This window comes from Cellulomonas gilvus ATCC 13127, from assembly GCF_000218545.1.
Classification (GTDB): domain Bacteria; phylum Actinomycetota; class Actinomycetes; order Actinomycetales; family Cellulomonadaceae; genus Cellulomonas; species Cellulomonas gilvus.
Genome location: NC_015671.1, coordinates 3,494,479 through 3,520,441 on the forward strand (window position 1 = coordinate 3,494,479; position 25,963 = coordinate 3,520,441).

Below are 25,963 nucleotides of genomic sequence, written 5' to 3' on the forward strand. Positions count from 1 at the left end.
CTGGGGAGATCCGACCGATCAGAACGGAGGCTCGTCGGAGTAGCCGCCGCCACCGGCACCGCCGCCCGCGGGCGTGGCCCACGGGTCGTCGCCGCCGGAGGAGGACTGGCCACCGCCGCCGGAGTAGCCGCCACCGCCGCCGCCACCGAAACCACCGCCGCCGCCACCCGAGCGCTGGGCGCGGGTGACCTTGGCCGTGGCGTAGCGGAGCGAGGGGCCGACCTCGTCGACCTGCAGCTCGACCACGGTTCGCTTCTCACCCTCGCGGGTCTCGTACGAACGCTGGACGAGGCGGCCGGTCACGATGACGCGGGTGCCCTTGGTGAGCGACTCGGCGACCGACTCGGCCGCCTCCCGCCAGATCGAGCAGCGCATGAACAGCGTGTCGCCGTCCTTCCACTCGTTGCTCTGGCGGTCGAACGTGCGAGGGGTCGACGCGACGGTGAAGTTGGCCACGGCCGCACCCGACGGGGTGAAGCGCAGCTCGGGGTCACCGGTCAGGTTCCCGATCACCGTGATGACGGTCTCACCAGCCATGCCAGCTCCTCGCTCGATCTATCCGTGCTCGATCAGTCGGAAGGGTGCGCACCGTGGTGCGCACCGGACGGGTCACGCGTTGTTGCGCAGGACCTTGGTACGCAGGACGACCTCGTTGAGGCCGAGCTGGCGGTCGAGCTCCTTGGCCGTCGCCGGCTCCGCGGTGAAGTCGACCACCGCGTAGATGCCCTCGGACTTCTTCTTGATGTCGTACGACAGGCGACGACGTCCCCAGATGTCCACCTTGTCGACGGTGCCACCGTCGGTCTTGATGACCGACAGGTACTTGTCGAGCGACGGGGCGACGGTGCGCTCCTCGATCTCGGGGTCGAGGATGATCATGATCTCGTACTGACGCAGGCTCATACCCACCTCCTCTGGTCTTGGCGGTCACGGTCGTTCCGTGACAGGAGGGTTCTCATGCGTCGCTGCGCGGCGTCCGGCCCGTGGGCCGCACGCCGTTCCCCCTCCGACCACCGATGGCGATGGTCCGACGCGGGCACAGCAGTGTTCTAGCCTACCGGCCACCTCCGGGCCGGAAGAAATCGTCCGCTGTGGACGGGCGCGCGCGGCGGTGTGCCCCGCGTGCCTCGTCGTGCGGCGTCAGCCGTCCCCACCGTCGGGTTTGCCCGTCGGATCCGTCCCCGGGTCCTTCGTGGGCTTGGGGTCGGGCGTCTGGGTCGGCTCGGGGTCGGGCGGCGCCTCCGGGCCGGAGGAGATCACCAGCGTCACCGGCGATCCCACCGGGAGCGCGGTCCCCGCCCTCGGGTCGATGGAGATCACGCGACCCGCGGGCACCTCGTCGGACGGCTGCGAGACGATCACGGGCTCGAGGCCCACCGCGAGCAGCGCCGCGACGGCGTCCGCCTGGGTCCGCCCGACGAGGCGCCCGGGCACGCGCGCCTCGCTCGGCTCGGTCGGGTCCTGCGTCGGGTCCGTCGTCGGCTCGTTCGTCGGCGACTGCGTCGGCTTCGGCGTCCCCGTGGGCTTCGTGTCCTCCCCGACGTTCGCACGCTCCGGGAACTCCCGGACCTTGGCGAACTGGTCCATCGCGAGCACCGGCGTCATGTACGTCGCCCACAGGTTCGCGGGGATGGACGCACCGGTCACCTGCGTGAGCTCGCCGCCGTACGGGCTCGGGCCCACGGGCGTGATGGTCACCTGCGACGAGCCGTCGCTGCCCACCTGGCTGAGTGCGACCGACGTCGCGATCGTCGGGGTGTAGCCGACGAACCACGCGGACAGGTTGCCCGTCGAGGTACCCGTCTTGCCGGCGATGGGCACGCCGATCGGCTTGATGAACGGCTCGCCCGAGCCGCGCTCGACCACCTGCGTCATCGCGTACGTCGCGTCGGCCATCACGTCGGCGTCGAACACGCGGTCGGGGTTGCCGTCGGTCTCGAAGAACGTGGTGCCGTCGGGGTTGAGCACCTTCTCGACGATGTGCGCGTCGTGCCGCACGCCCTGGGCCGCGAACGTCGCGTACGCGTTCGCCATGTCGAGCGGGTGCACCGAGGTGGAGCCGAGCACGTTGGACGGGTACTCGTCGACCGGGGTCGTGACGCCTGCCTCGGTCGCGACGCGCGCGGTCTCCTTGGCCCCGACCTCGAGGTTGAGCTGCGCGTAGACCGTGTTGACGGACTTGGCCGTCGCGTCGACCAGGTCGATCGTGCCGAACGACTCGCCGTCGAAGTTGGTGACCTGGTCGTCGCCGCCGCTCGTGTCCCAGCCGTCCACGTCCATGGGCGAGTAGCCCTTGTACGTGGTGTCGAGCCCGATGCCCTGCTGCAGCGCCGCGACGAGCGTGAACGGCTTGAACGTCGAGCCGGCCTGCACACCGTCGCCGTAGGTGGCCCGGTTGACCTGGTCCTCGAGGAAGTCCGGCCCGCCGTACAGCGCGACGATCCCCCCGGTCGCCGGATCCACCGACGAGACCGCGACCTTCATGTTCTTGCTCGGCTTCTGGCCGTCCGTCAGCTCACCCTTGAGCAGCTTCGCGACCGACGCGTCGAGCTCGTCCTGCACCGGCTTCTGGATCGTCGTGTAGACCTTGAACCCGCCGCGGTCGAGCTTCTCCTTGCTCACGTTGATCCCGCGGTCGGCGCTGGCCATCTCGTCCTCGACCATCTTGAGCAGGTGGCCCTGGGGCCCCTCGTACTTGGTCGAGCGGACGTACTTCACCGTCTTGGGGAACGCCGCCTCGTCGTGCTGGGCCTGCGAGATCCACCCGTCCTCGAGCATGCGGTCGACGACGATCTTCCACCGCGCCTCGGCCTTGTCCGGCGCGACCGCCGGGTCCCAGGCGTTGGGCGCGGGGATGATCGCGGCGATCATCGCGGCCTCGGAGACCGTCATCTCCTTGGCGTCGTGGCCGAAGTACGCCTGCGACGCGGCCTGAATCCCGTACGTGTCCCGGCCGAAGTAGATGGTGTTGAGGTAGTTGCCCAGGATCTCGGGCTTCTCCTGCTGCTTGTTGACCTTGAGCGCGAGCAGCGCCTCCTTGGCCTTGCCCAGGTAGTCCGTCGTCGTGGAGTTGACGTAGTACCGCTCGACGTACTGCTGCGTGAGCGTCGAACCACCCTGCTTCTGACCGCCGCGGACGTTGTTGATGAACGCGCGCGCCATGCCGGTGACGGAGATCCCGGAGTTGTTCCAGAACGTGCGGTCCTCCGCGGCGACCACGGCGTTGCCGACGTAGTCGGGCAGATCGGCGAACTTGACCAGCTCACGCTTCTGCACCGCGTAGGTGCCCATCACGTCGCCATCGGCGTAGTAGACCGTGGTGGTCTGCGCGCTGATGTCCTCGCTCGGGTCCGGCAGCTCGATCGTGGCGTAGGCCGCGACGATCGCGCCGGCCACCAGGAACGCGAAGCCCAGGAACGAGCCGAGCAGGAACCGCCACGAGGGCAGCCACCGGTGCAGGCCGTGATACCCGCTGCGGGGGTAGTCCCAGAACTTGCGCTTGGCGGTGGAGCGGCCGCGGGTGCCACGAGGCGCGCTGCGGCGCGACCGCGAGGCGGACGCGCGAGTGGAGCCGGCCAACGTGCTGCCTTCCTGACGACGACGGGGTGCGTCGCCATGCCGGTCGCCTCGGGTCCGCTGCGGGACCTGTCGGCGGGCATGCGGCGGCCGCGTCGCCCAGTATGCGCGACCGGCCCGTGGTGCGGGCGGCGTCCGCGGGACCCGGCGCGAGCCTTCACATGATCGGCACCGCGAACGCACGACGAACACGGGGTGACTTGTGCGCGACGCCCTGACGTGCCTACTCTGACCGCGATGTATCGAGTTGATACATCGTCAGCAGATATCGAACCGACGAACCACGGTGCTCGTCGGAGAGCCTAGAGGAGGGTGACCGTGCGCGGACGTTCCGACGTGCTCGAGCCGGCCATCCTCGGGCTGCTCCACGAGTCCCCCATGCACGGGTACGAGCTGCGCAAGCGGCTCAACCTGGTGCTCGGCTCGTTCCGTGCGCTCTCCTACGGGTCGCTGTACCCGTGCCTGAAGTCGCTCGCGGAGCGTGGCTGGATCGTCGGTACCGAGTCCGTCGCCGACCCGCATGCGGTGGGCAGCAAGCGGGCCCGGATCGTCTACCAGATCACCGCGGACGGCAAGGAGCACCTGCAGTCCGTGCTCGCCACGTCGGGCCCCGCGGCCTGGGAGGACGAGAACTTCGACGTGCGGTTCGCGTTCTTCTCGCAGACCGACGCCGAGACCCGCCTGCGGATCCTCGAAGGTCGGCGCACGCGCCTGACCGAGCGTCTCGAGACCATCCGTCAGTCCGTCGCCCGCACCCGCGAGCGCATGGACGAGTACACGCTCGAGCTGCAGCGCCACGGCCTCGACCAGGCCGAGCGTGAGGTCCGTTGGCTCGACGGGCTCATCGACAACGAGCGCGGCATCCGCCGTGCGCGTCCTGCTGGCACCGGTCCTCGCACCGGTGCAGCGTCCATCGCCGACGGCGAGCACGCCGCTCCGGCAAGATCCACCGAGAAGGAGCGAGGATGACCTCCATCCGCGTCGCCATCGTCGGCGTCGGCAACTGCGCCGCGTCGCTCGTCCAGGGCGTCCACTACTACGCCGAGACCCCGGCGGACGGCAAGGTCCCCGGACTCATGCACGTGCAGTTCGGCGACTACCACGTCAAGGACATCGAGTTCGTCGCGGCGTTCGACGTCGACGCGAAGAAGGTCGGCTTCGACCTGTCCGAGGCGATCGTCGCGTCGGAGAACAACACGATCAAGATCACGGACGTCCCGCCGCTCGGCGTGACCGTGCAGCGTGGCCACACGCTCGACGGCCTGGGCAAGTACTACTCCCAGACCATCGAGGAGTCGGACGCCGAGCCGGTCGACATCGTGCAGACGCTCAAGGACGCCCGCGTCGACGTGCTCATCTGCTACCTGCCCGTCGGCTCCGAGGCCGCCGCGAAGTTCTACGCGCAGTGCGCGATCGACGCGAACGTGGCCTTCGTCAACGCGCTGCCGGTGTTCATCGCGTCCGACCCGGAGTGGGCCGCGAAGTTCGAGGCCGCCGGTGTCCCGATCGTCGGCGACGACATCAAGTCGCAGGTCGGCGCGACCATCACGCACCGCGTGCTCGCGCGTCTCTTCGAGGACCGCGGCGTCATCCTGGACCGCACGTACCAGCTGAACGTCGGCGGCAACATGGACTTCAAGAACATGCTCGAGCGTGAGCGCCTGGAGTCCAAGAAGCTCTCCAAGACGCAGGCCGTGACGTCCAACCTCCAGGACGGCCCGCTGGCCGGCAAGAAGGAGGACCGCAACGTCCACATCGGCCCGTCGGACTACGTCGCGTGGCTCGACGACCGCAAGTGGGCCTACGTCCGCCTCGAGGGCCGCGCTTTCGGCGAGGTCCCGCTGAGCCTCGAGTACAAGCTCGAGGTCTGGGACTCCCCGAACTCGGCCGGCATCATCATCGACGCGCTCCGCGCGGCGAAGATCGCCAAGGACCGCGGCATCGGCGGTCCGATCCTGTCGGCGTCGACGTACTTCATGAAGTCCCCGCCGGTCCAGATGGAGGACACGAAGGGCCGCGCCCAGCTCGAGTCGTTCATCCGCGGCGAGGTCGAGCGCTGACCCGCACCTGACGCACACCCGGAGGGGCCCCCGACGCACACCGCGTCGGGGGCCCCTCCGTCGTCGTGGGTGGACCTGGTCACGGTGGGCGTGACGTTCTCCACCCGCTCCGGACGCGACCGCGGGGTGTGGATGGCCTCGCGCGTGCGGGCGGCGGGTTCGGCAGGGTGTGCGCGTGGACCGAGGTCGGCGTGACGCAGGGGTGCGGGTCGCCGACCTGCCCGCCGTGCGCCGGCTCGGCCAGGCGGCGCGCGACGTCGTGGTCCGCCAGGACGGCGTCGTCACCACGGCGCAGCTCGGTCGCTGGGGTATCACCCGCGAGACCGTCCGGCGCCGGGTCGCCGCGGGTGACTGGCAGCGCGCGTTCCGCGGCGTCGTCACCCTGCAGTCGGGGCCGACGAGCTGGCGCCAGGACGCCCGCGCGGCGCTGCTGTACTGCGGCCCGGACTCGGCCCTGTCGCACGAGTCCGCGGCGTTCCACCACCGCGTGCTGCGCGAGCCGGGCCGCGCGATCGTCGTGATCGTGCCCCACCGTCGCACGATCACGCCGCAGCCCGGGCTGGTCGTGCACCGGACCCGCACCATGCCCTGGGCGGGCGGACGCCTGCGCGCGGTCGAGTCCGCCGAGGCCGTCCTGTCCCTCGTCGCGACGTGGGCCGCCCGACCCGTCCGCCCGCCGTCCGTGGACCGCGGCACAGCCCTGGGCGGACCGTCACGCGCGGCCGTCGTGGCCGACGACCGCACCCAACCCGGCGGGACCGACGCACTCGTGGGGCTCCTGTGCGACGCGATGCGGGCGGGGGTCCAGCCCGACGACCTGCTGCTCCGGGCCGCCCGGCGTGCTCGCCTGCCGGGGCGGAGCCTGCTCGTCGAGATGCTCGGCCAGGTGACCGACGGCGTGGAGTCACCGCTCGAGCACCGCTACGCGCGCGACGTCGAGCGGCGGCACCGGCTCCCGCCGGCGGTCGCGCAACGGTGGGAGCGGGTGGACGGCCGCTGGATCCGCGCGGATCGGGTGTACGTCGGTCACGGCGTGCGCGTGGAGCTCGACGGACGGCTCGCGCATCCCTTCGGCTCGACCGACGCCGACGTGTGGCGTGACAACGCCGTGCTCCTGGCGAGCGGCGACGTCACGCTCCGCTACCGCTGGCGACACGTGGCGGTGACGCCGTGCGCGACCGCCGCCCAGGTCGCCCGGGCGCTGCAGGACCGAGGGTGGCCAGGCGCCCTCCGCCCCTGCTCCCCCACCTGCCCCACCCCCTGACGCCCCGGCCGGCCCCGGCACCCCCGACCTCACCCCTGCTCCCCATCTCACCCCTGCCCCACCTGCCCCGGCCCACCTAGGCCGGCTTCCGCCGCACCGGAGCCCCCGCCCGGGCGTGGCTCCCCAACGGGTGGAGATGGTCACGCCAGGCGTGACCAAGTCCCCCCACAGCGCGCTGGCCGGGCCGGCGCCCCCGGTGACCCCCGTACCCAACCCCACCCCTGCTCACGCTCGCTGCCGCCCGCCCTGGAGCCCTCGCCTGGGCGAGGCGCCCCAACGGGTGGAGATGGTCATGCCAGGCGTGACCAGGTCCACCCGCAACGCACTCCGCTCACCGGCGCTCGACCCGGCTCCGCTCAGCGGCGCTTTGCCAACCCCACCCCGCTGCCAGCCCGCCAAGCGCGCTGTGGGTGGAGATGGTCACGCCTGGCGTGACGAAGTCCACCCGTTTCGGGAGCCACGCCGGGGCTCGAGGGCGGGCGGGTGGCGCGGAGAGCGGGTGGGGCGCGAGGCGGAGAGCGGGCGTGGTGGGGCGCGGAGCGGAGACCGGGCGGGCTGCGCGGCGAGCGGTCGGGCGGCGAGCGGGCGGGGCGGCGAGCGGGCGGGTGGGGGGTGGGAGGATGCGGGGGTGCAGGTGATCGCGGACCTCCGGGCGTTGTGGCCGCTGCGGGAGTTCCGCAAGCTGTTCGCCGTGCGGCTGGTGAGCCAGAGCGCGGACGGCATGTTCCAGGTGGGCCTGGCCACGCTGTTCTTCTTCTCCCCGGAGAACGCGAGCACGGCGGGCGGGGTCGCGGCCGCGTTCGCGGTGCTGCTGCTGCCGTTCACGGTGGTGGGCCCGTGGGCGGGTGTGCTGCTGGACCGGTGGCGCCGGCGGCAGGTGCTGCTCGTCGGGAACCTGGTGCGGGTCGGGCTCACGCTGACGATCGCGCTCCTCATGGTCACCGACGGCGTGGGGCCGGCCGTCTACGTGCTGGCGCTGGTGGCGCTGTCGGTGAACCGGTTCCTGCTCTCTGCGCTCTCAGCATCGCTTCCCCGCGTGGTCGACGGCCCGCTGCTGCTCACCGCGAACTCGCTGACCCCGACTCTCGGCACGGCCGCGGCGGGCGTGGGCGGCGGGATCGGGTTCGTGCTCGGCTGGGTGCTGCCCGCGGGGCGGGTGCGCGACGCGGCCGCGCTCGTCGTCGCGGCGGCCGTGATGGCCACGGCGTCGGCGCTCGCGGCGCGCATCGCGCCCGACCGGCTGGGTCCGTCGGACCGGTCCGACGCGGCGCAGCTGCGGGCCGCGCTCGGCACGCTCGCGCGGGGCCTGGTCGAGGGGGCGCGCTACCTGGTGGCGCGCGGCACCCCGGCGCGCGCGCTCGGCGTGATGGCCTACACACGGTTCCTGTACGGGGTCGTCTTCATCGCCTCGGTGCTGATCGCACGCAACCTGCTCGCGGACCCCGCGGACTCGCGCGCGGGGCTCGCGGCGTTCGCCGCGGTGCTCGGCGCGACGGCCGTCGGGTTCGCCGCCGCTGTGGTGCTCACCCCCACGCTCAGCCCGCGCACGGGCGTGCACGGCTGGATCGCGGGGTGCCTGGGGCTCGCCGCGGTGAGCCAGGGCGTCATCGCGGTCACGTACGAGCGCGTGCCGCTGCTGATCGCGGCCGCGGTGCTGGGCCTGGGCGCGCAGGGCACCAAGATCGCGGTCGACACGATCGTCCAGCGGGACACCGCCGACGCCTACCGCGGACGCGCGTTCGCGCTGTACGACGTGCTCTACAACGCGGCGTTCGTGGGCGCGGCCGCGCTCGCCGCCGCCGTGCTCCCGGACACCGGCTGGTCCCGGCCGCTGTTCGCGGTGCTCACGGTCGGGTACGTGCTCGGCGCGCTCGGGTACGGGTTCGCGGCCAGGCGCGCGCCGGAGGCCGTGCCGGTGGGCTGAGGCTCAACCCCGTGCGGCCCACCACGCCCGCAGCTCGGCCTCGGCGCGTTCGGCACCGAGCGGTCCGTGCTCCATGCGCTGCGCCAGGAGGAACCTGTACGCCTCGCCCACCTCGCGGCCCGGACCCAGGCCCAGGATCGCCATGATCTGCGTGCCGTCGAGGTCGGGGCGGATGGAGTCGAGCTCCTCCTGCTCCTGCAGGCGCGCGATGCGGAGCTCGAGGTCGTCGTACGCCGCCGACAGGCGCTGCGCCTTGCGCACGTTGCGCGTGGTGCAGTCCGAGCGCGTGAGGCGGTGCAGCCGCTCGAGCAGCGGACCCGCGTCGGTCACGTAGCGGCGCACCGCAGAGTCGGTCCAGCCACCCTCGCCGTAGCCGTGGAAGCGCAGGTGGAGCTCGGTGAGCCGCGCGACGGCCTGCACGGTCGCCTTGTCGAACCGCAGCTCCTTGAGCCGCTTGGCGACGAGCTTGGCGCCCACCATCTCGTGGTGGTGGAACGAGACGCCCCCGCCCTCCTCGAACCGACGTGTGCGCGGCTTGCCGATGTCGTGCAGCAGCGCGGCCAGGCGCAGCACCAGGTCGGGGCCCGGCACGGGTCCGTCCGGCCCGGTCTCGAGCGCGATGGCCTTCTCCAGCACCGTCAGCGAGTGCTCGTAGACGTCCTTGTGCCGGTGGTGCTCGTCGATCTCCAGCCGCAGCGCGGGCAGCTCGGGCAGCACGCGGTCCGCGAGCCCGGTCTCCACCAGCACCTGCAGCCCGAGCCGCGGCTGCGCGGACAGCAGCAGCTTGGACAGCTCGTCGCGCACGCGCTCGGCGGACACGATCGTGATGCGGTCCACCTGCTCGACGAGGGCGTCACGAGCCGCTGAGTCGACCGTGAACCCGAGCTGCGCGGCGAACCGTGCCGCGCGCATCATCCGCAGCGGGTCGTCGTCGAACGACTGCCGCGGGTCGACCGGTGTGCGCAGCACGCCGCGCGCCAGGTCGGTCAGCCCGTCGAACGGGTCGACGAACGTCAGCTCGGGCACGCGGACGGCCATCGCGTTGACCGTGAAGTCGCGGCGCGAGAGGTCGCCCTCGAGCGTGTCGCCGAACGCGACCTCGGGCTTGCGCGACGACGGGTCGTACGCGTCGGTCCGGTACGTCGTGACCTCGACGACGACGTCGTCGGCACGTCCGCGGCGCGCGCCGAACCGCCGCGCGCCGATGGTGCCGAACTCCTTGCCGATGTCCCAGTGCGCATCGCCCCAGCGCGCCAGGATCGCCTGCGTCTGGTCCGGGGTCGCGGACGTCGCGAAGTCGAGGTCGGTGGCCACGCGGCCCAGGAACGCGTCCCGGACGGGGCCGCCGACGAGCGCGAGCTCGTGGCCCGCGGCCCGGAACGCCTCACCCAGCTCGAGCGCGTCGGACGGCAGCCCGGCGAGGACGCCGAGCGCGCGCTTCTGCAGCGCGATCACAGACAGGGGCTCGTCGGACACCCGGCCGATTCTAGGTGCGGCCCGCCGCACGCCGGCTCGCACCCGCGGATCCTGTGCTCTGGACCTGCCGCGCGGAATCGGGCCGGACGGGGTCGAGTCGTTACAGTGGCAGTCATGTCCGGCGCCGCGCACCCGTCCCCCCCGCGGGGTGTGCCGGCTCCCCCGGGCGGTCATCGGCTCCGCGCACCGCGCCCGGTCGTCGCGCGTCCGGTCCCCGCTCCCCTGCCCGTCGTCGACGAGACGTCCGCCGGCGGACTCGTCGTGCAGCTCCGGGACGGCACCTACCAGGCGGCCGTGATCGCGCGGCGCAACCGCGCGGGACGGCTCGAGTGGTGCCTGCCGAAGGGCCACCTCGAGGGCGACGAGACGCCCGAGGAGGCCGCGGTCCGCGAGATCGCCGAGGAGACGGGCATCCGCGGCCAGGTCCTGCGGCGCCTGGGCGTCATCGACTACTGGTTCTCGGGCGACGACCGCCGCGTCCACAAGGTGGTGCACCACTTCCTGCTGGGTGCCGTCGGCGGGACGCTGAGCGTCGAGGGCGACCCTGACGGCGAGGCCGAGGACGCGGCCTGGGTGGCCGTGTCGGCGCTGCCCGACCGGCTGGCGTACCCGAACGAGCGGCGTCTGGCCGAGGCCGCGCTCGTGGTGCTCGTCGGCGAGGCATGACCGCGCGCGGCCCGCGCCGGGTGCTGAGCGCGACCCTCACTGCCCTGGCCCTCGCGGGCGCGACCCTCGTGGCCACACTGGTCCCGGCCGCCGTGGGACCGGTCGCGTCCGCGTCCGCTGTCGACGCGCCGCTCACGAGCGCCACCGACGACCCCGTCTCGATCCGCATCACGTCGATCTCGCCGCAGGTGCTCGAACCCGGGCAGGACCTCGTCGTGACCGCGGTGCTGACCAACCGCAGCGGCCGCGCGATCGAGGACGCCGAGGCCGTGCTGCGGCTCAACCGGTTCCGGATGACCTCGCGGGCCGAGGTCGCGGCGTGGTCCGCGCTCGGCACGGCCGACGAGGCGGGCGCTCGTGCCGCGGTCGAGCCGGTCGGGAAGCGGCTCGCGGCCGGCGCGTCGCGCACCGTGACGCTGACCGTGCCGGCCGCCGAGGTCGGGCTGCTCGACCTGCCCGGCCTGTGGGGTCCGCGCGGCATGGCGGTCGAGGTCGCCACCGTGGAGGGCCGCCTGGGCCTGGCCCGGTCCTACGCGCTGTGGAACCCCGACGACACGCTCCCCCGGGTCCCCGTCGCGGTGGTCCTCCCGCTCGTCGGGCCCGCGACCACGGGCACCACGCCGCAGGACGACGAGCCGCAGGAGCCCGACGCGGAGCCGACGCCCGACCCCACGCCCACGCCCACCGGCGAGGACGCGCTCGCGAGCGCCGGCGCGGTGGCGCAGGCGCAGCGCACGGCGGACGACCAGCTCACGGGTCTGGTGTCACCGTCCGGACGGCTCGAGGCGAGCCTGCGAGCGGCGTCGGCCGACCCGAGCATCTCGTTGGCGATCGACCCCGCGCTGCTGAGGCTGGCCGAGTCAGGCGACGAGACCAGCAAGGCGTGGGCGGCGCGCGTGCGGCAGGCCGCCGCGCAGCGCGGCACGTTCGTGCTCCCGTGGTCGGACCCCGACGCAGCCGCGCTCGCGCACGCGTCGGACTCGGAGCTGCTGGGCCTGGCCGCGGCGCGCTCGACCGACGACACGTCGCTTGACGCCGACGGTCTGCTGCTGTGGGCCGCGGCCGACGAGCAGCCCGACGGCCCCACGCTGGCCGGCGCGGGCACCGCGGACGCGGACGGCATGGTGACGCCGCCCTCGGAGCCCGGAACGGCCGCCGCCGACGGGATCGACGCGACCCGCGACGCCGACGAGACCGACGGGGTCGTCGCGGAGCCGGCGACCGACGAGGCGGCATCCTCGGAGTCGCTGCGCAGCGTGCGCACCGCGACGGGCGAGGTCGCTGCCCTGGTGCCCGACGGCGTGCTCACGGACCTGGTCACGGACCGCCCCCGGACGACGACCCCCGCGGTCGCCGCGCAGCGCGCGCTGGCCGACCTGGCGCTCGTCGCGCGCGAGCCCGCGCTGCCGAGCGTCGTGCTCATCGCGCCCTCGCGCACCGACGTGCCCGACCGCGCCACGCTCGCCGCGATCCTGTCCGCGGTCCGCCAGGCGCCGTGGGCGCAGGTCACCACGCTCGCGCGCGCGCTCGACGCGGGCAGCGCACTGCCCCCCTCCGACCCGGCCCGGACCGCCGTGAGCCCCGACGAGCTCGCACCCGGCAAGGTGACCGAGCTCGCGGACGCGCGCGAGGCGGCCCGCTCGTTCGCCGAGGTCGTCGACGGCGGCGCCGAGCGGATGCAGGCGGTCGACGACGCGGTGCTGGCCCCGCTCGCGGTCTCCTGGCGGGACCGGCCCGCGCAGCGGTCTGGTCTGGTGCACCGCGTCGTCACCGAGGTCGCGGCCGGCACGCAGGGCCTGTCGATCGTCCCGACGAGCGACCTCAACGTGATCGCGACCGAGGGCGACGTCCGGCTGACCGTGCGCAACGACCTCGACGTCGCGGCGCGTGCGCAGCTCGTCGTGGACCCGCGCAAGGCGTGCCTGACCACGCAGCGGGTGGACGACGTCGAGCTGCCCCCGGGTTCGGAGACCGCGGTGACCGTGCCGCTGCAGGCGCACGCGAACTGTGACGTCGTCGTCAAGGTCCGGCTGGTCGGGCCGGCCGGTCAGGACGTCGCGGAGCCCATCGAGTTCACCGCACGCGTCTCACCCACCATCGAGAGCGTCGGGACGATCGTCGTCGCCGTCCTGCTCGCGCTCGGCCTGGTGCTCGGCATCGTCCGGACGGTCCGCCGCGGGCAGAGCGCGCGCCGCGGCGCACGTACCGTCGCCGAGGCCGACGCACCGCTCACGCTCCCGGTGCTGGGCGGCAGCCCCGAGACCAAGGACGACGACGAGGCCCGCACGTGAGCGACCAGGCGCTGCGGCGCGGCGCCGCGCTCATGGCGTCCGGCACCGCGGTCTCCCGGCTGCTCGGGCTGCTGCGGGCCGTGGTGCTCGTCGCCGCGATCGGGGCCACCGGTCAGGCGGCCGACGCGTTCGCCGTCGCGAACAAGCTCCCGAACGTGCTCTACATGCTGCTGGTCGGCGGCGTGCTCAACGCGGTGCTCGTGCCGCAGGTGGTCCGCGCCTACAAGCGGCAGGTGGGGCAGGAGTACGTCGACCGGCTGCTGACGTTCGGGTTCACGGTCCTGGCCGGGGTCAGCCTGGTGCTCACCGTCGCGGCCCCGCTGCTCGTCGCGCTGTACACCTCGCCCGGCAACGCGCCCCAGCGGGACCTGGCCGTGACGTTCGCGTACTGGTGCATCCCGCAGGTCTTCTTCTACGGCGCCTATGCGCTGCTGGGCCAGGTCCTCAACGCGCGGCACTCGTTCGGGCCGTACATGTGGGCACCGGTCGTCAACAACGTGGTGTCCATCGTCGGGTTCGTCGTCTTCATCGTCGCGTTCGACTCGGTCCCGGGCAGCGGGCTGACCCGCGCCGCGCAGTGGCACGGCGGCCACGTCGCGCTGCTCGCGGGTTCCGCGACGCTGGGCGTGATCGCGCAGGCGACGATCCTGTTCCCCGCGCTGCGGCGGGCGGGTGTGCGGTACCAGCCGCGGTGGGGCCTGCGGGACTCCGGGCTCGGCCGCGCCGGGGCGGTCGCCACGTGGACGCTCGTCGGGCTGGGCGTCGGACAGCTCGGGTACGTCGTCGTCTCGCGCGTCGCGTCCGAGGCGCCCGAGGCCGCGCGGGCCGCGGCACGTGCGGCGGGCGAGGGGCTGCGCGCGGTCGCGGGCAACGCCGCCTACGACTCGGCCTTCCTCATCTTCATGCTGCCCCACTCCCTGGTGACCGTGTCGCTGGCCACCGCGCTGTTCACGCGCCTGGCCGAGCGCGCGCACGACCGCGACACCGACGGTGTGCGCGCCTCGCTCTCGTCGGGCGTGCGGATCGTCGGCGTGTTCACCGTGCTGGCCACCGCGGTCATCGCGGTGCTCGCCGAGCCCGTGACGCGGCTGGTCATGCCGACCGAGCGCCCCGCGACGGTGTCCGCGGTCGCCTCCGTCGTCGTCGCGATGATCCTGGGGCTGCCCGCGTTCGGCGCATGGTCCATGGCGCAGCGCGTGTACTACGCGTACGAGGACACGCGCGGCATGGTGCCCGTGCAGGCCGTCATGGCCGCGGTGGTCGTCGCCGGCACCATGCTCTCGCGTGCGGTCCTGCCAGCGTCGCGCTGGGTGGTGGGCATCGGCGTCGCGATGAGCGTCTCGTACGTCGTCGGCGCAGTCGTCGCCATGCGGTCGCTCGGCCGCCGGCTCGACGGTGCCGACGGGCCGCGCATCGTCGCGCTGCACGTGCGCGCCGCCGTCGCCGCCGGCGTCGCGGCCGCCGCCGGTGCGCTGCTGCTCGCGGGCCTGCGCGCGCTGCTCGACGACGGCGTCCTGGCCTCGGTCCTGGCGTGCGTGCTCGTCGGCGTCGTCATGGTGGTCGCGTACGTGGCCGCGCTCCGCTTCCTGCGCGTCACCGAGCTCGACGAGCTGCTCACGCCGCTGCTGGTCCGCCTGTCCCGCATCGGCCCCCTGCGGGGCCTCGCGCGGTTCGCCCGTCCCGTGCCGGAGGACCCCGACATACCCGCGGGCCCGACCCCGCCGCGCCGTGCCCCGCGCTCCGTCACGTCACGCCCGGTCCACCCGGGCGGCGCGTACTACGTCCCCGAGCAGGACGAACCGCTCGACGACGGCACGTACCTCGCGCAGGAGGAGCCGGGCGTGGATGCGACGACCGCGTTCGGGCCGCCGCCCGAGCGCCGCTCCACGGGCGTGCGCCCGCACGACGAGGCGCCCCGGGCACCGCGCACGCACCGCTCCCGCCCGCACTACCCGCCGGGCGACCCGCGCTACCGCCCGTCCCCGATCGACGGGTTCCTGTCGGACGGCTTCCTGGCCGACGAGTTCCTGTCCCAGCAGGCCCACCAGGACCCTGACGAGCGGCGACGCCCCCCGCGGGGCGGCCGTCCCGACGACGGCACCAGCGCACCCGTCTAGCATGCAGGCAGGCCCGACGCCCGTCGCGGGCCGCAGTCGCGGGAGGTACGCGTGAGCGAGGTCGTGGGCCGGGGGACGCTGCTCTCCGGGCGCTACCGCGTGGTCGAGCATGGTGCGTCCGACGTGCCGGGCCTGGCCGCCTGGCAGGCGACGGACCAGATCCTCGACCGCCCCGTCCGGGCGCTCGTCGTGTCCTCCGCGGCGTCGTCGGCCGCGCTCGACGGAGCGCGCCGTGCGGCGCTCGTCGCGGACCAGCGGCTGAGCCGGATCCTCGACGTCGGCACGCACGAGGGCCTGGGCTACGTGGTGAGCGAGGCGGTCGACGGTCCGACGCTCACCGACCTCCTGACGCGTGGGCCGCTCACCGCGGACCAGGCGCGCGCCGTCGTCGGCGAGGCGGCCGCCGCGCTCGAGGCCGCGCGACGCCGCGGTCTGCACCACCTCGCGCTGCGCCCCGGGTGCGTGCACGTGTCCGACGCGGGCCACGTGGTGCTGACCGGGCTCGGCGTGGACGCGCCCGTGATGGGGGCCGTCGGCGGGGACGCGCGCTCGACCAGCCGCCGCGACGCCGTGGACCTGGTGCGCGTGCTGTATGCCGCGCTCACGGGCCACTGGCCCGCGCACCCGTCCGGTGAGCCGTTCGAGACCGGTCTGCCCGCCGCTCCCGTGGTCGGCGGCGCGCCCGTCCCGCCGGCGGAGCTGGCGCCCCAGGTCCCCAATGACCTCGACACGTTGTGCGTGGTCACGCTCGGTCCGCACGACGACGGGCCCCACACGCCCGGTGACCTGGTGCGCGAGCTCGAGCCGTGGGGCGACATCCGGGTGGGCGCCGCTGGCCCCTCCGGTGCGAGGGCTCCCGGCGGTGCTGCGGCCCCCGGCGGTGCCGCAGCCGCGGCCGCGGGGTCCACCGGCACGGGACGAGCCGCGACCCCCGCCGACGACATGCTCGACACCGCGCCCGTGCAGGTCGCCCGGCAGTCGGTGCGCTCGGCGTTCGCCGAGCAGATCGCGACCGGCAGCAACCGGCCCGGCACGCCACCGCCCGCGGCACCCCTGCGCACGTCGGCGTTCGGCACCGGCACGGTCGCCCCACCCGTCGGGTTCGCCGAGCACACGCCCCCCACGGCTCCCGCCGCCGTGCCGCCGCCCGCGTTCGCGCCGCAGCGCGCCGGCGGGCCCGTGCCCCCGCGCGGACCCGCCGGGCCTGCGCCCGCACCCGCGGGGCCTGCGCTCGCTGTCCCGCCTGTGCACGGCGACGACCCGTTCGACAGCGTGCTGGGCGACGTCGGTGACGAGCCGCCGCGTCGGCGTGCGTTCGACCCGACCGCACTGGTGCTGGGCGTCGTCGGGATCGCTCTGGTGATCGGCGTGGTGCTCGCGTTCAAGGCCCTGTTCTCCTCGCTCGAGGTCGGGACTCCCACGCCCGGGCCCGTCGCCAGCTCGTCGTCCGCGTCCCCGACGTCCACCGGCGCGTCGGGTGAGCCGACCGACGACTCCTCCCCGACCACGCCCGTCTCCTCCGACCCGCCCGTGATCGCGTCCGCGGTCTCCGTGGACCCGTCCGACGACGACGGCGAGCACGCCGAGGCGGTGGAGCGCGCGTTCGACGGCGACACGTCGACCTACTGGTACACGCTCACCTACCAGCAGGCGAACTTCTCGGGCTTCAAGGACGCGGTGGGCTACGTCATGACGCTCGAGAAGCCCGCCACGGTCAGCGAGGTCCGCCTGCGGACCTCCAGCACGGGCGGCAAGGTGGAGGTCCGTTCCAGCGATGCGAGCGATCCGGGCGGTGGCACGCTGCTGGCCTCGGGCGAGTTCGGGTCCGACGTGAGGCTCACGCTCGACGAGCCGACCGAGACGGCGACCATCACGTTGTGGATCACGGAGCTCCCCACCGCAGCCGACGGCTCGTTCCGGCTCGAGCTCAACGAGATCAGCCTCTCCTGAGCCCGCGGGCCCGATCTCGGGTCCGCCCTTCGATGCGCACGCGACCCGCTCGGCGGACCCGCGGACGGTGCGGGGACGGGGAACAGATGCGGCCTACCATCGGTTGACTGCGACAGCCCCGCCGGCACACCCGCCGGCCCCCGAACCCTGAGGAAGTCTTCCGTGACCGAGACGTCCAGCCACGAGTCCCTGCGCGAGCTCGTCATCGTCGGGTCTGGCCCCGCCGGGTACACCGCGGCGATCTATGCCGCGCGTGCGGGCCTGGCGCCGTTGGTGGTGGCCGGTTCGGTGACCGCGGGTGGTGCGTTGATGAACACCACCGAGGTGGAGAACTTCCCGGGCTTCCCGGACGGCATCCAGGGCCCCGAGCTCATGGAGAAGCTCCAGGAGCAGGCCGAGCGGTTCGGCGCCGAGGTGCTGTGGGACGACGCGACCGCGCTGTCGCTGACGGGTGACGTCAAGGAGATCACCGTCTCGGACGGCACGGTGTACCGGGCCAAGGCCGTGATCCTGGCGACCGGTTCGGCCTACCGCGAGCTGGGCCTGGACGACGAGCGCCGCCTGTCCGGCCGGGGCGTGTCCTGGTGCGCGACGTGCGACGGGTTCTTCTTCAAGGACCAGGACATCCTGGTGGTGGGCGGTGGTGACTCCGCGGTGGAGGAGGCCACGTTCCTGACGCGGTTCGGCCGGTCGGTGACGATCGTGCACCGCCGCGACCAGTTGCGCGCCTCCAAGATCATGGCCGACCGCGCCGCGGCCGACCCCAAGATCAGCTTCGCGTGGAACTCCGAGATCGTCGCGATCGCCGGCGACGCCAAGGTCACGGGCGTGACGCTGCGCGACACCGTCACGGGCGAGACGCGCGAGCAGGCCGCGGGTGCGGTGTTCGTCGCGATCGGGCACGTGCCGCGCACCGAGCTGCTGATCGGCCAGGTCGAGCTCGACGAGAACGGCTACATCGCGGTCGAGGGCCGCTCGACCCGCACCAGCCTGCCCGGTGTGTTCGCGTGCGGCGACGCGGTCGACCACACCTACCGCCAGGCCATCACCGCCGCCGGCTCCGGCTGCGCCGCAGCCCTCGACGCGCAGCACCACCTCGCCGCGCTCGGCGACGTCGTCGACCCCATGATCCCCACCTCGGTGCCCGTTCTCGTGGAGGAGTCGCTGTGAAGGACGTGACCGACGAGACCTTCGCGACGGAGGTCCTGCAGTCCGAGATCCCCGTCGTCGTCGACTTCTGGGCGCCGTGGTGCGGACCGTGCCGGATGGTCGCACCCGTGCTCGCCGAGCTCGCGACCCAGTACGAGGGTCGCGTGAAGATCGTCAAGATCAACTCCGACGAGAACCCCGGTGTCGTCGCGGACTACGGCATCGTCTCCATCCCCACGCTGAACGTGTACTCGGGCGGCGAGCTGGTCAAGAGCGTCATCGGTGCGCGGCCGAAGGCGGCGTACGCGCGTGAGATCGAGGAGCTGCTGAGCGTCTGACCTGGGCCGGCCGCTCCGCCGCCTGTGCGACACTGCCAGGATGACCGAGCAGCCCCTGCCCCACGGAACGACGTCGGGCACCCCCACGTCCTCCGCAGCAGGTACGCGCCTCGACCCGTGGCTCGGCGCGTACGCCGACCGCACGCACGGCATGCGCTCGTCCGAGATCCGCGCACTGTTCGCCGTCGCGAGCCGGCCCGAGGTGGTCTCGCTCGCCGGCGGCATGCCGTTCCTGGACGGCCTGCCGCTCGAGGTGCTGTCCGACGTCGCCTCGCGCGTGGTCGCGCAGCGCGGGCTCCAGGCGCTGCAGTACGGCTCGGGCCAGGGCGACGAGACGCTGCGCGAGCAGATCCTCGACGTCATGGCCCTCGAGGGCATCACCGCGCACCCGGACGACATCGTGGTCACCACCGGCTCGCAGCAGGCGCTGGACCTGGTGACGCGCGTGTTCATCAACCCCGGAGACGTCGTCGTCGCGGAGGCCCCGTCGTACGTCGGCGCGCTCGGCGTGTTCCGCGCGTACCAGGCGGACGTCGTCCACGTGGAAATCGACGCGCACGGCCTGGTGCCCGAGGCCCTCGAGACGACCCTGGCCGGCCTCGCCGCCGCGGGCCGCCGGGTCAAGTTCCTCTACACCGTGCCCAACTTCCACAACCCGGCCGGCGTCTCGCTCTCGCTCGAGCGCAGGCCCCGGATCCTCGAGATCGCCCAGCGGTACGGCGTCCTGGTCCTCGAGGACAACCCGTACGGCCTGCTCGGGTTCGACCGGGAGCCCTGGCCCGCCCTGCGCTCGTACGACGAGGACGGGGTCATCTACCTCGGGTCGTTCTCGAAGACGTTCGCTCCCGGCTACCGCGTCGGATGGGCCGTCGCACCGCACGCCGTGCGCGAGAAGCTGGTCCTCGCGTCCGAGTCCGCGATCCTGTGCCCGTCGAACGCGTCGCAGATCGCCATCTCGACGTACCTGTCCACGTGCGACTGGCGCGGCCAGATCAAGGCGTACCGCGAGATGTACCGCGAGCGTCGAGACGCGATGATCGCCGCGCTCGGTGAGCACCTGCCCGACGCGACCTGGAACGTCCCCGACGGCGGCTTCTACACGTGGGTGCGCCTGCCGGACGGTCTCGACGCGCGTGACATGCTCCCCCGCGCCATCACCGCACGCGTCGCCTACGTCTCGGGCACCGCGTTCTACTACGACGGCTCGGGCGGCGATCACATGCGCCTGTCGTTCTGCTACCCCACGCCCGAACGGATCCGCGAAGGCGTCCGGCGCCTCGCCGGTGTCGTCGATGGCGAGCGTGAGCTCGTCGAGCTATTCGGGACCGCGCCCTCCGCGCCGGGCGACGCCGTGCAGGCGCCGTCCCCCGACGTCTTCTAGTCCAGGAGCTCCTGCGCTCGTGAGCAGCACACCGTCTGTGCCCGGTCCTTCTCTGTCCGAACCCCTCGTCGGCGACCGCCTCGGGCGTGCGCCGCGCGTCGCGCTGCTCGCCGGCGGGCTGTCGCACGAACGCGACGTGTCCATGAGGTCGGGGCGCCGCGTCGCCGAGGCGTTGCGCTCGGCGGGTGTCGAGGTCTCGGTCCATGACGTCGACGCCGACCTGCTCCCGGCACTGGCCGACCTGCAGCCCGACCTCGTGTGGCCCGTGCTGCACGGTGCGAGCGGCGAGGACGGATCGGTGCGCGACATCGTCCAGCTGTCCGGCCTGCGCCTGCTCGGCACCGGACCGCGTGCGAGCCGGGTCGCCTGGAGCAAGCCCATCGCCAAGACGGTGGCCGCACGCGCCGGTCTCGAGACGCCGGAGTTCGTGACACTCCCCCAGACCCTGTTCCGCGAGCTCGGCGCGAGCGCGGTCCTCCGCATGATCGTCGCGCGGCTCGGTCTGCCCGTCGTGGTCAAGCCCTCGCGCGGCGGCTCGGCGCTCGGTGTCTCGCTGGTCCGCGAGGCCGACGACCTCCCGCGCGCGATGGTCGAGTGCTTCTCCTACAGCGACACGGCACTCGTCGAGCGCGCCGTCACGGGAACCGAGCTCGCCGCTTCGGTGGTCGACCTGGGCGAGGGTCCCGTGGCGCTACCCCCGGTCGAGATCGTGGCCGACGGCCCGTACGACTACGACGCGCGGTACAACCCCGGGCGGGTCGAGTACTTCGCTCCCGCACGCCTGCGCCCTGAGCAGGTCGAGGCGGTGGGCGCGGCCGCCGTCACCGCGCACAGGTCGCTCGGGCTCATGGGCCTGTCGCGCACGGACCTCATCCTCGACGAGGACGGCGTGGTGCACTTCCTCGAGGTCAACGTCGCCCCGGGGATGACCGAGACGTCGCTGTTCCCCCAGGCTGCAGAGGCCGCGGGATACAACCTAGGAACCTTGTACCGATCCCTGGTGGCGGCTTCTCTCGCCGCCGAGCCCGCGGGTCTCCGCCCCGTCTGAGCCCTCCTGTGGGGCCAGAACCGGCCCCAAGACCCCGTTCGTGCCGTCCGTCGCACTCGGCCGCGGCCCGGCCTCAGCCCCGGAGGAGTCCGGGGTCCTCGGGTGCGAGCGTCTCGAGGATCCGGTTGAGGTCCTGGACCGACGCAAACTCAACGGTCAGGCGACCACGGGACTTGCCCAGCACCACCTTGACGCGCGTGTCGAGCCGGTCGGACAGCCGCGTCGCCAGCTCGTCCAGCGCCTCGTTCCGCGCGCCCGCGCGCGGCGCGACCCGTCGTGCCGGGGCCGCCTCGTCCCCGCCGAGCGCCACGATCTCCTCGACCGCGCGGACCGACAGGCCCTCGGCCACGATGCGCTGCGCCAGGCGCTCGATCGCCGCGCCGTCGCCCAGCCCGAGCAGCGCCCGGGCGTGACCCGCCGAGAGCACACCTGCAGCAACCCGACGCTGCACCAACGGCGGGAGCTTGAGCAGGCGCAGCGTGTTCGAGATCTGGGGACGCGACCTGTGGATGCGGGTCGCCAGCTCCTCGTGCGTGCACCCGAAGTCGTCGAGCAGCTGCTGGTAGGCCGCCGCTTCCTCGAGCGGGTTGAGCTGGGCGCGGTGCAAGTTCTCGAGCAGCGCGTCCCGCAGGAGGTCGCCGTCCTCGGTCTCGCGGACGATCGCCGGGATGGTCTCCAGGCCGGCGGCCTGCGTCGCGCGCCACCGGCGCTCGCCCATGATGAGCTCGTACCCGTCGGACACCTGCCGCACGACGACCGGCTGCAGCACACCGATCTCGCGGATGGACCCGACGAGCTCCTCGAGCGCGTCCTCGTCGAACACCGTCCGCGGCTGGCGGGGGTTCGGCCGGATGCTGCTGGTCGGGAGCTCCGCGAAGTGCGCGCCCGGAACGGGGAGCAAGCCGTCGGGGTCGGCCGCAGCCGGCCCCTGCGCCTGCGCGGTGGTGGACGACTCCGGGGCCTGGACCGTGCCGTCGGACGCGCCTGCGCCGGTGGCATCCGCCGCGTTCGCCGTCACTGCGCCGTCCGCAGCGGCGGTCGACGCCGCGCTCTCCGCGGCCTCTGCCTGCTCCGCCTGCTTGTCGGCGGACGGGAAGAACACGTCCACCGGTCGATCACCGGCCGGCCGGTCGGTGGGTCGCTGGCCATCCAGACCAGCGGGGATCAGGGCCCCGAGCCCACGTCCAAGACCGCGGCGCTTCTCGCTCATCGTGCCTCCTCCGCGTCCGTATCGGACGTGTTCGTGCTGGTCAGGGATGCGGCGCCGCGTTCGGCGAGCTCGCGTGCAGCCTCGAGGTAGGCGAGCGCACCCGAGGATCCCGCGTCGTACGTCATGACGGTCTGGCCGTAGCTCGGGGCCTCCGAGATCCGGACCGAGCGCGGGACCGTGGTGCGCAGCGTGCGCTCCGGGAAGTGCTCGCGCACCTCGGACGCGACCTGCTGCGCCAGATTGGTCCGGGCGTCGTACATCGTGAGAAGGATCGTCGAGACGTGCAGGTCGCGGTTGAGGTGCGCCTGGATCAGCTGGATGGTCTTCAGCAGCTGGCTCAGACCCTCCAGCGCGTAGTACTCGCACTGGATCGGGATCAGCACCTCACGCGCCACGACGAACGCGTTGACGGTGAGGAGTCCGAGGCTCGGCGGGCAGTCGACGAACACGTAGTCGATCCGCGAGAGCCCGTTGTCCAGCCGCCACTGGAGGTAGGTGTCGAGCGCACTCCGCAGCCGGGTCTCGCGCGCGACCATCGAGACGAGCTCGATCTCGGCACCCGAGAGGTCGATCGTCGCGGGAAGGCACCACAGGTTCGGGACGTCCGGGCTCTCCTGGACCGCGTCCGCGATCGGCGCACCCTCGACCAGCACCTCGTAGATCGACGGCGTCCCCGCACGGTGCTCGATGCCCAGCGCCGTGGACGCGTTGCCCTGCGGGTCGTTGTCGAGCACCAGGACGTTCAGCCCGGACTGCGCCAGGGCGGCCGCGATGTTGACCGTGGTCGTGGTCTTCCCGACGCCGCCCTTCTGGTTGGCCACCGTGATCACGCGTGTCTCGAGCGGCTCCGGGAACCGCCGGCCCCGCAGCTCGATGCGCCGGCGTGCGTCCACCTCGAGCTCCGCCATGAGGGGTGTCTCGTGCGTGGCGCGCGGGAGGCTCTCGACGAGCGCCGCGCGGCGCAGCTCGTCGGGGTCGAGGTCGTCCGTCATCTCTCCGTCACGCTCTTCGGCACCAGGGGCGGGCACCGTCGCGGTGCCCGATCCATTGTCCTGTGCCTCGCCGTGTGCCTCGGACCATGTGGCGTGGTCCGCACCGGACCCATCGGTCTGATGAACCGTCGTGGGGGTCGTTTCACGTGAAACGGAGGCGCGCTCGTCCCGCGTGTCCCCCATAGAGGTGCGTGCTGTTTCACGTGGAACATCCGTCGCCTCGCCAGCTGTGTCCTCGCGAGCGTCGGTCGGGACTCCCACTCCCCACGTTTCCGCCCACGCGGACACCCGCGCCGCGCCCTCCTCCCCCGCGCGGGGGTCGGATGCGTGGCGGGCGGGCGCGCCGTCCTGCCGGCCAGGGGCGGCCCCGACAGCTCCACGGTCGGCCGAGCCGATCTCGCTCGTCGTCGCGTGCTCGGCCAGGCTCACCGCGGCTGACGTCGCGCTCTCCGTGGGCGTGGCGGGGCTCGTCGAAGCGGAGGCCGTCGAGTCCGCCGTGACGCGCGTCCCCGCGCTAGCGGGGTCGGTCGAGGTGAGGTCCGTCGAGCCCTGCCCCGGGCTGGCCGCCGTCGCGCGGGCGTCGACCCCATCCGCAGCCGTGGGGCTCGTCGCGTCCGCTGACGGGCCCACAACCGGTGCGGAGGCTTCCGACCGCCACGAAGACTGCGCCGACCGATCACCGGTCGGCGCGTCGCCGCCCTGCTGCTCGCCGGCGTGCGCCCGGGCGGTCAGCGGGGTCAACCGGTGCGGCGAGGTGTTGGTCGCGTGCGCCGTATCGCTCATGGTGTGCGCCGTGGCGCTGCTCTCGTGCGCCATGGTGCTGCTCCGGTGGGCCGTGGCGCTGATCGGGTGGGGCGCGGCCTCAGACGCTAGATCCGACCTGGCTGGCTCCGCCGGGCCAGTGGTCTCAGCTGACGCTGCCGCAGGCCACGAGCGGGGCGCCTGCTCCTCGCCCGTAGGGCCGAACCCGACCACCGCAACGTCGCGTGCCTCATCAGAGCGACGCGGGTCTGCGGCGATGGCGGGATCCGCGCGTGACGCCGTTACCGTCAACGAGTCGGGGGCGACGCCCGAGGCTGCGACCGGCGACCCGGGCTCGCCGTCGGTCGCGCCTCCCGGGGCCCATGCCGCGCGCGGCGGTTCAGCAGGTGAAGCGTGCGCCGGTCCTTCGGCCGCAACGGAAGGGCGGGGCTCCGCCGGCCGGTCCTCGGACCGCTTCGACTGCTTGCGCCTACCGAACACCTCGACCCCCCGTCTGGGCCACCACGACGCGTGTCGGCTCGACGCCGTCGATCGTCCCGGTGACATGCAGCTCCACTGCGGTGACCTTGGCCCGCTGCGCGGCTCGCCGCGCCGCAGCGATCTCCTCCTGCGCCCGCTCCCCCTTCAGCGCCACGAGGCGACCCCCAGGTGCAAGAAGCGGGGTGGCCCAGGCGTAGAGCTTGTCGAGGGCTGCCACAGCACGAATCGTCACCGCATCGACCTGCAGGTCGAGCGCCTCCTGTGCTCGTCCGCGCCGCACCTCCGCATTGGACAGCCCGAGTTCGGCGACGACCTCGAGGAGCCAGTCGGTGCGGCGCTCCATCGGCTCGAGCAGCACCACGTGCGAGCCGGGCCGCATGGCGGCCACGACGACGCCCGGCAGCCCGGCGCCACTCCCGAGGTCAACGATCGTCCCTGCCGACGGCAGGTGGGGAACGGCCGCGGCGGAGTTCAGCAGGTGCCGCTCCCACAGCCGGCCCACCTCACGCGGCCCGATCAGGCCACGCAGGACGCCCTGCTGCGTCAAGAGCTCGTGGAAGCGGCTCACAGCCGCCCACGCGTCACCGAAGAACTGGGGCAGTCGCTCGTCGCCGGTGAGTGGATCGCGCTCCACCACCGCGTCGTCGCCTGAAGTCACGAGCTGCCCTTCGTTCCACGTGAAACATCGCTACTCATCGGGCCGGATACCCCGCCGTCCAATAGCGTCTGGACGCCGCGGACGGGCGCTGCCTGCACGAACGCCCCACCGTACCGGGTGACAAGCGTCGCCAGCGCGAGGGCCCCCAACTGTGCATGTGGTGTCCTGTCGCGGGACTCACACCGACCGACCACGTCGTGCCACCCCAACCACGCTCGTGAGCGCTGTCGGGCGCTCCGCCCGAAGAACCGCCCCATGCGGTCGCGGCTCGGGCGCACGCTCTGGTGGCAGCATGCCCTCCCGCTGTCCAGAGCGTGCAGCGCCCCATCAGCAGGCGCTTGTGGCTCCGAGCCCGTGGCTCCCGGGGGTGTCGCGGCGCGCTCCCGCTGGTGCGCGCTACCCCGACCGTGCTGGCGCCGTTGCGCCCCGCCTCCACACCACCAGCCATGCCGCGACCCGGCATGTCCGTTCCACGTGAAACGGTGCCGGGTCTGGTGACCGCACGCCACCGCAGGAATGAGGCCCAGCTGGCTCACCCCCGGGGGTCGGCGCCAGGGCGTCCACACCACCATCGACAGCCAGCGCGCCTCGCCACGCGCACACGCCCCTCGTGACTCTCCG

At 73.3% G+C, this 25,963-nt stretch carries 19 protein-coding genes; 12 read left to right on the forward strand and 7 right to left on the reverse strand.

The features are described from left to right. Positions 1 to 18: 18 nt before the first annotated feature. The 3 genes from CELGI_RS16035 to CELGI_RS16045 form a co-directional block, all read right to left on the reverse strand. Entirely contained in the window at positions 19 to 537 is a 519-nt protein-coding gene (locus CELGI_RS16035; RefSeq protein WP_013885187.1) for a single-stranded DNA-binding protein, read from the reverse strand. A gap of 72 nt (positions 538 to 609) precedes the next feature. Beyond that, positions 610 to 903 carry a 30S ribosomal protein S6 gene (gene rpsF / locus CELGI_RS16040; protein ID WP_013885188.1) on the reverse strand — a complete coding sequence of 98 codons (294 nt, stop codon included), beginning with the start codon at positions 901 to 903 and terminating at the stop codon, positions 610 to 612. Positions 904 to 1,140: 237 nt separating this feature from the next. After that, positions 1,141 to 3,579 carry a transglycosylase domain-containing protein gene (locus CELGI_RS16045; RefSeq protein ID WP_013885189.1) on the reverse strand — a complete coding sequence of 813 codons (2,439 nt, stop codon included), beginning with the start codon at positions 3,577 to 3,579 and terminating at the stop codon, positions 1,141 to 1,143. Between the two features lie 315 nt (positions 3,580 to 3,894). Here CELGI_RS16045 and CELGI_RS16050 point away from each other — a divergent pair, with 315 nt between their 5' ends. The 4 genes from CELGI_RS16050 to CELGI_RS16065 all read left to right on the forward strand — a co-directional run bounded on the left by CELGI_RS16050 (position 3,895) and on the right by CELGI_RS16065 (position 8,824). Continuing rightward, complete coding sequence (locus CELGI_RS16050) at positions 3,895 to 4,545, forward strand: PadR family transcriptional regulator (RefSeq protein ID WP_013885190.1); 651 nt, start codon at positions 3,895 to 3,897, stop codon at positions 4,543 to 4,545. Continuing rightward, the gene (locus tag CELGI_RS16055) at positions 4,542 to 5,636 is read left to right on the forward strand and encodes an inositol-3-phosphate synthase (protein WP_013885191.1); all 1,095 of its coding nucleotides are present in this window, start codon (positions 4,542 to 4,544) and stop codon (positions 5,634 to 5,636) included. The genes CELGI_RS16050 and CELGI_RS16055 overlap by 4 nt, the downstream gene beginning before the upstream one ends. Before the next feature lie 175 nt (positions 5,637 to 5,811). Then, positions 5,812 to 6,900 carry a type IV toxin-antitoxin system AbiEi family antitoxin domain-containing protein gene (locus CELGI_RS16060; RefSeq protein WP_150104775.1) on the forward strand — a complete coding sequence of 363 codons (1,089 nt, stop codon included), beginning with the start codon at positions 5,812 to 5,814 and terminating at the stop codon, positions 6,898 to 6,900. A gap of 628 nt (positions 6,901 to 7,528) precedes the next feature. Beyond that, entirely contained in the window at positions 7,529 to 8,824 is a 1,296-nt protein-coding gene (locus tag CELGI_RS16065) for an MFS transporter (protein ID WP_013885193.1), read from the forward strand. A gap of 3 nt (positions 8,825 to 8,827) precedes the next feature. Here CELGI_RS16065 and CELGI_RS16070 read toward each other — a convergent pair whose 3' ends face one another. After that, positions 8,828 to 10,300, reverse strand: coding sequence for a CCA tRNA nucleotidyltransferase (locus CELGI_RS16070; RefSeq protein ID WP_041574249.1), 1,473 nt, complete (start codon positions 10,298 to 10,300; stop codon positions 8,828 to 8,830). 114 nt (positions 10,301 to 10,414) lie between these two features. On the opposite strand from CELGI_RS16070, the gene CELGI_RS16075 reads away from it, so the two are divergent. The 8 genes from CELGI_RS16075 (at position 10,415) to CELGI_RS16110 (ending at position 21,240) form a co-directional block, all read left to right on the forward strand. Beyond that, entirely contained in the window at positions 10,415 to 10,966 is a 552-nt protein-coding gene (locus tag CELGI_RS16075; RefSeq protein WP_013885195.1) for an NUDIX hydrolase, read from the forward strand. Then, positions 10,963 to 13,257, forward strand: coding sequence for a DUF6049 family protein (locus CELGI_RS16080; protein ID WP_013885196.1), 2,295 nt, complete (start codon positions 10,963 to 10,965; stop codon positions 13,255 to 13,257). The genes CELGI_RS16075 and CELGI_RS16080 overlap by 4 nt, the downstream gene beginning before the upstream one ends. Then, complete coding sequence (murJ, locus tag CELGI_RS16085; protein WP_013885197.1) at positions 13,254 to 15,374, forward strand: murein biosynthesis integral membrane protein MurJ; 2,121 nt, start codon at positions 13,254 to 13,256, stop codon at positions 15,372 to 15,374. The genes CELGI_RS16080 and murJ overlap by 4 nt, the downstream gene beginning before the upstream one ends. A gap of 51 nt (positions 15,375 to 15,425) precedes the next feature. Then, positions 15,426 to 17,324, forward strand: coding sequence for a protein kinase family protein (locus tag CELGI_RS16655; RefSeq protein WP_013885198.1), 1,899 nt, complete (start codon positions 15,426 to 15,428; stop codon positions 17,322 to 17,324). A 162-nt stretch (positions 17,325 to 17,486) separates the two neighbouring features. Beyond that, on the forward strand, positions 17,487 to 18,494 hold the full coding sequence (trxB, locus tag CELGI_RS16095) for a thioredoxin-disulfide reductase (RefSeq protein ID WP_013885199.1): 1,008 nt from the start codon (positions 17,487 to 17,489) through the stop codon (positions 18,492 to 18,494). Next, the gene (gene trxA, locus CELGI_RS16100) at positions 18,491 to 18,811 is read left to right on the forward strand and encodes a thioredoxin (protein ID WP_013885200.1); all 321 of its coding nucleotides are present in this window, start codon (positions 18,491 to 18,493) and stop codon (positions 18,809 to 18,811) included. Before trxB ends, trxA begins: the two co-directional genes overlap by 4 nt. 40 nt (positions 18,812 to 18,851) lie before the next feature. Further along, entirely contained in the window at positions 18,852 to 20,192 is a 1,341-nt protein-coding gene (locus CELGI_RS16105) for an aminotransferase-like domain-containing protein (RefSeq protein WP_013885201.1), read from the forward strand. 37 nt (positions 20,193 to 20,229) lie between these two features. Then, the gene (locus CELGI_RS16110) at positions 20,230 to 21,240 is read left to right on the forward strand and encodes a D-alanine--D-alanine ligase family protein (protein ID WP_169315169.1); all 1,011 of its coding nucleotides are present in this window, start codon (positions 20,230 to 20,232) and stop codon (positions 21,238 to 21,240) included. Positions 21,241 to 21,313: 73 nt separating this feature from the next. Here the strand turns inward: CELGI_RS16110 and CELGI_RS16115 are convergent, their stop codons facing one another. The 3 genes from CELGI_RS16115 to rsmG form a co-directional block, all read right to left on the reverse strand. Then, complete coding sequence (locus CELGI_RS16115) at positions 21,314 to 22,450, reverse strand: ParB/RepB/Spo0J family partition protein (RefSeq protein ID WP_013885203.1); 1,137 nt, start codon at positions 22,448 to 22,450, stop codon at positions 21,314 to 21,316. Beyond that, a complete protein-coding gene (locus CELGI_RS17215; RefSeq protein ID WP_081465404.1) occupies positions 22,447 to 23,442 on the reverse strand; it encodes a ParA family protein in 996 nt (331 codons plus the stop codon). The genes CELGI_RS16115 and CELGI_RS17215 overlap by 4 nt, the downstream gene beginning before the upstream one ends. A 1,231-nt stretch (positions 23,443 to 24,673) precedes the next feature. Further along, positions 24,674 to 25,342 carry a 16S rRNA (guanine(527)-N(7))-methyltransferase RsmG gene (rsmG, locus tag CELGI_RS16125; RefSeq protein ID WP_013885205.1) on the reverse strand — a complete coding sequence of 223 codons (669 nt, stop codon included), beginning with the start codon at positions 25,340 to 25,342 and terminating at the stop codon, positions 24,674 to 24,676. Between the last annotated feature and the right edge of the window lie 621 nt (positions 25,343 to 25,963).

Bases quoted from the DNA above. Each gene is read 5' to 3' on its own strand.
- CELGI_RS17215 (WP_081465404.1), bottom strand. From the start codon at position 23,442: ATGACGGACGACCTCGACCCCGACGAGCTGCGCCGCGCGGCGCTCGTC.
- rpsF (WP_013885188.1), bottom strand. From the start codon at position 903: ATGAGCCTGCGTCAGTACGAGATCATGATCATCCTCGACCCCGAGATC.
- CELGI_RS16115 (WP_013885203.1), bottom strand. From the start codon at position 22,450: ATGAGCGAGAAGCGCCGCGGTCTTGGACGTGGGCTCGGGGCCCTGATC.
- CELGI_RS16105 (WP_013885201.1), top strand. From the start codon at position 18,852: ATGACCGAGCAGCCCCTGCCCCACGGAACGACGTCGGGCACCCCCACG.
- CELGI_RS16080 (WP_013885196.1), top strand. From the start codon at position 10,963: ATGACCGCGCGCGGCCCGCGCCGGGTGCTGAGCGCGACCCTCACTGCC.
- CELGI_RS16035 (WP_013885187.1), bottom strand. From the start codon at position 537: ATGGCTGGTGAGACCGTCATCACGGTGATCGGGAACCTGACCGGTGAC.
- CELGI_RS16075 (WP_013885195.1), top strand. From the start codon at position 10,415: ATGTCCGGCGCCGCGCACCCGTCCCCCCCGCGGGGTGTGCCGGCTCCC.
- CELGI_RS16055 (WP_013885191.1), top strand. From the start codon at position 4,542: ATGACCTCCATCCGCGTCGCCATCGTCGGCGTCGGCAACTGCGCCGCG.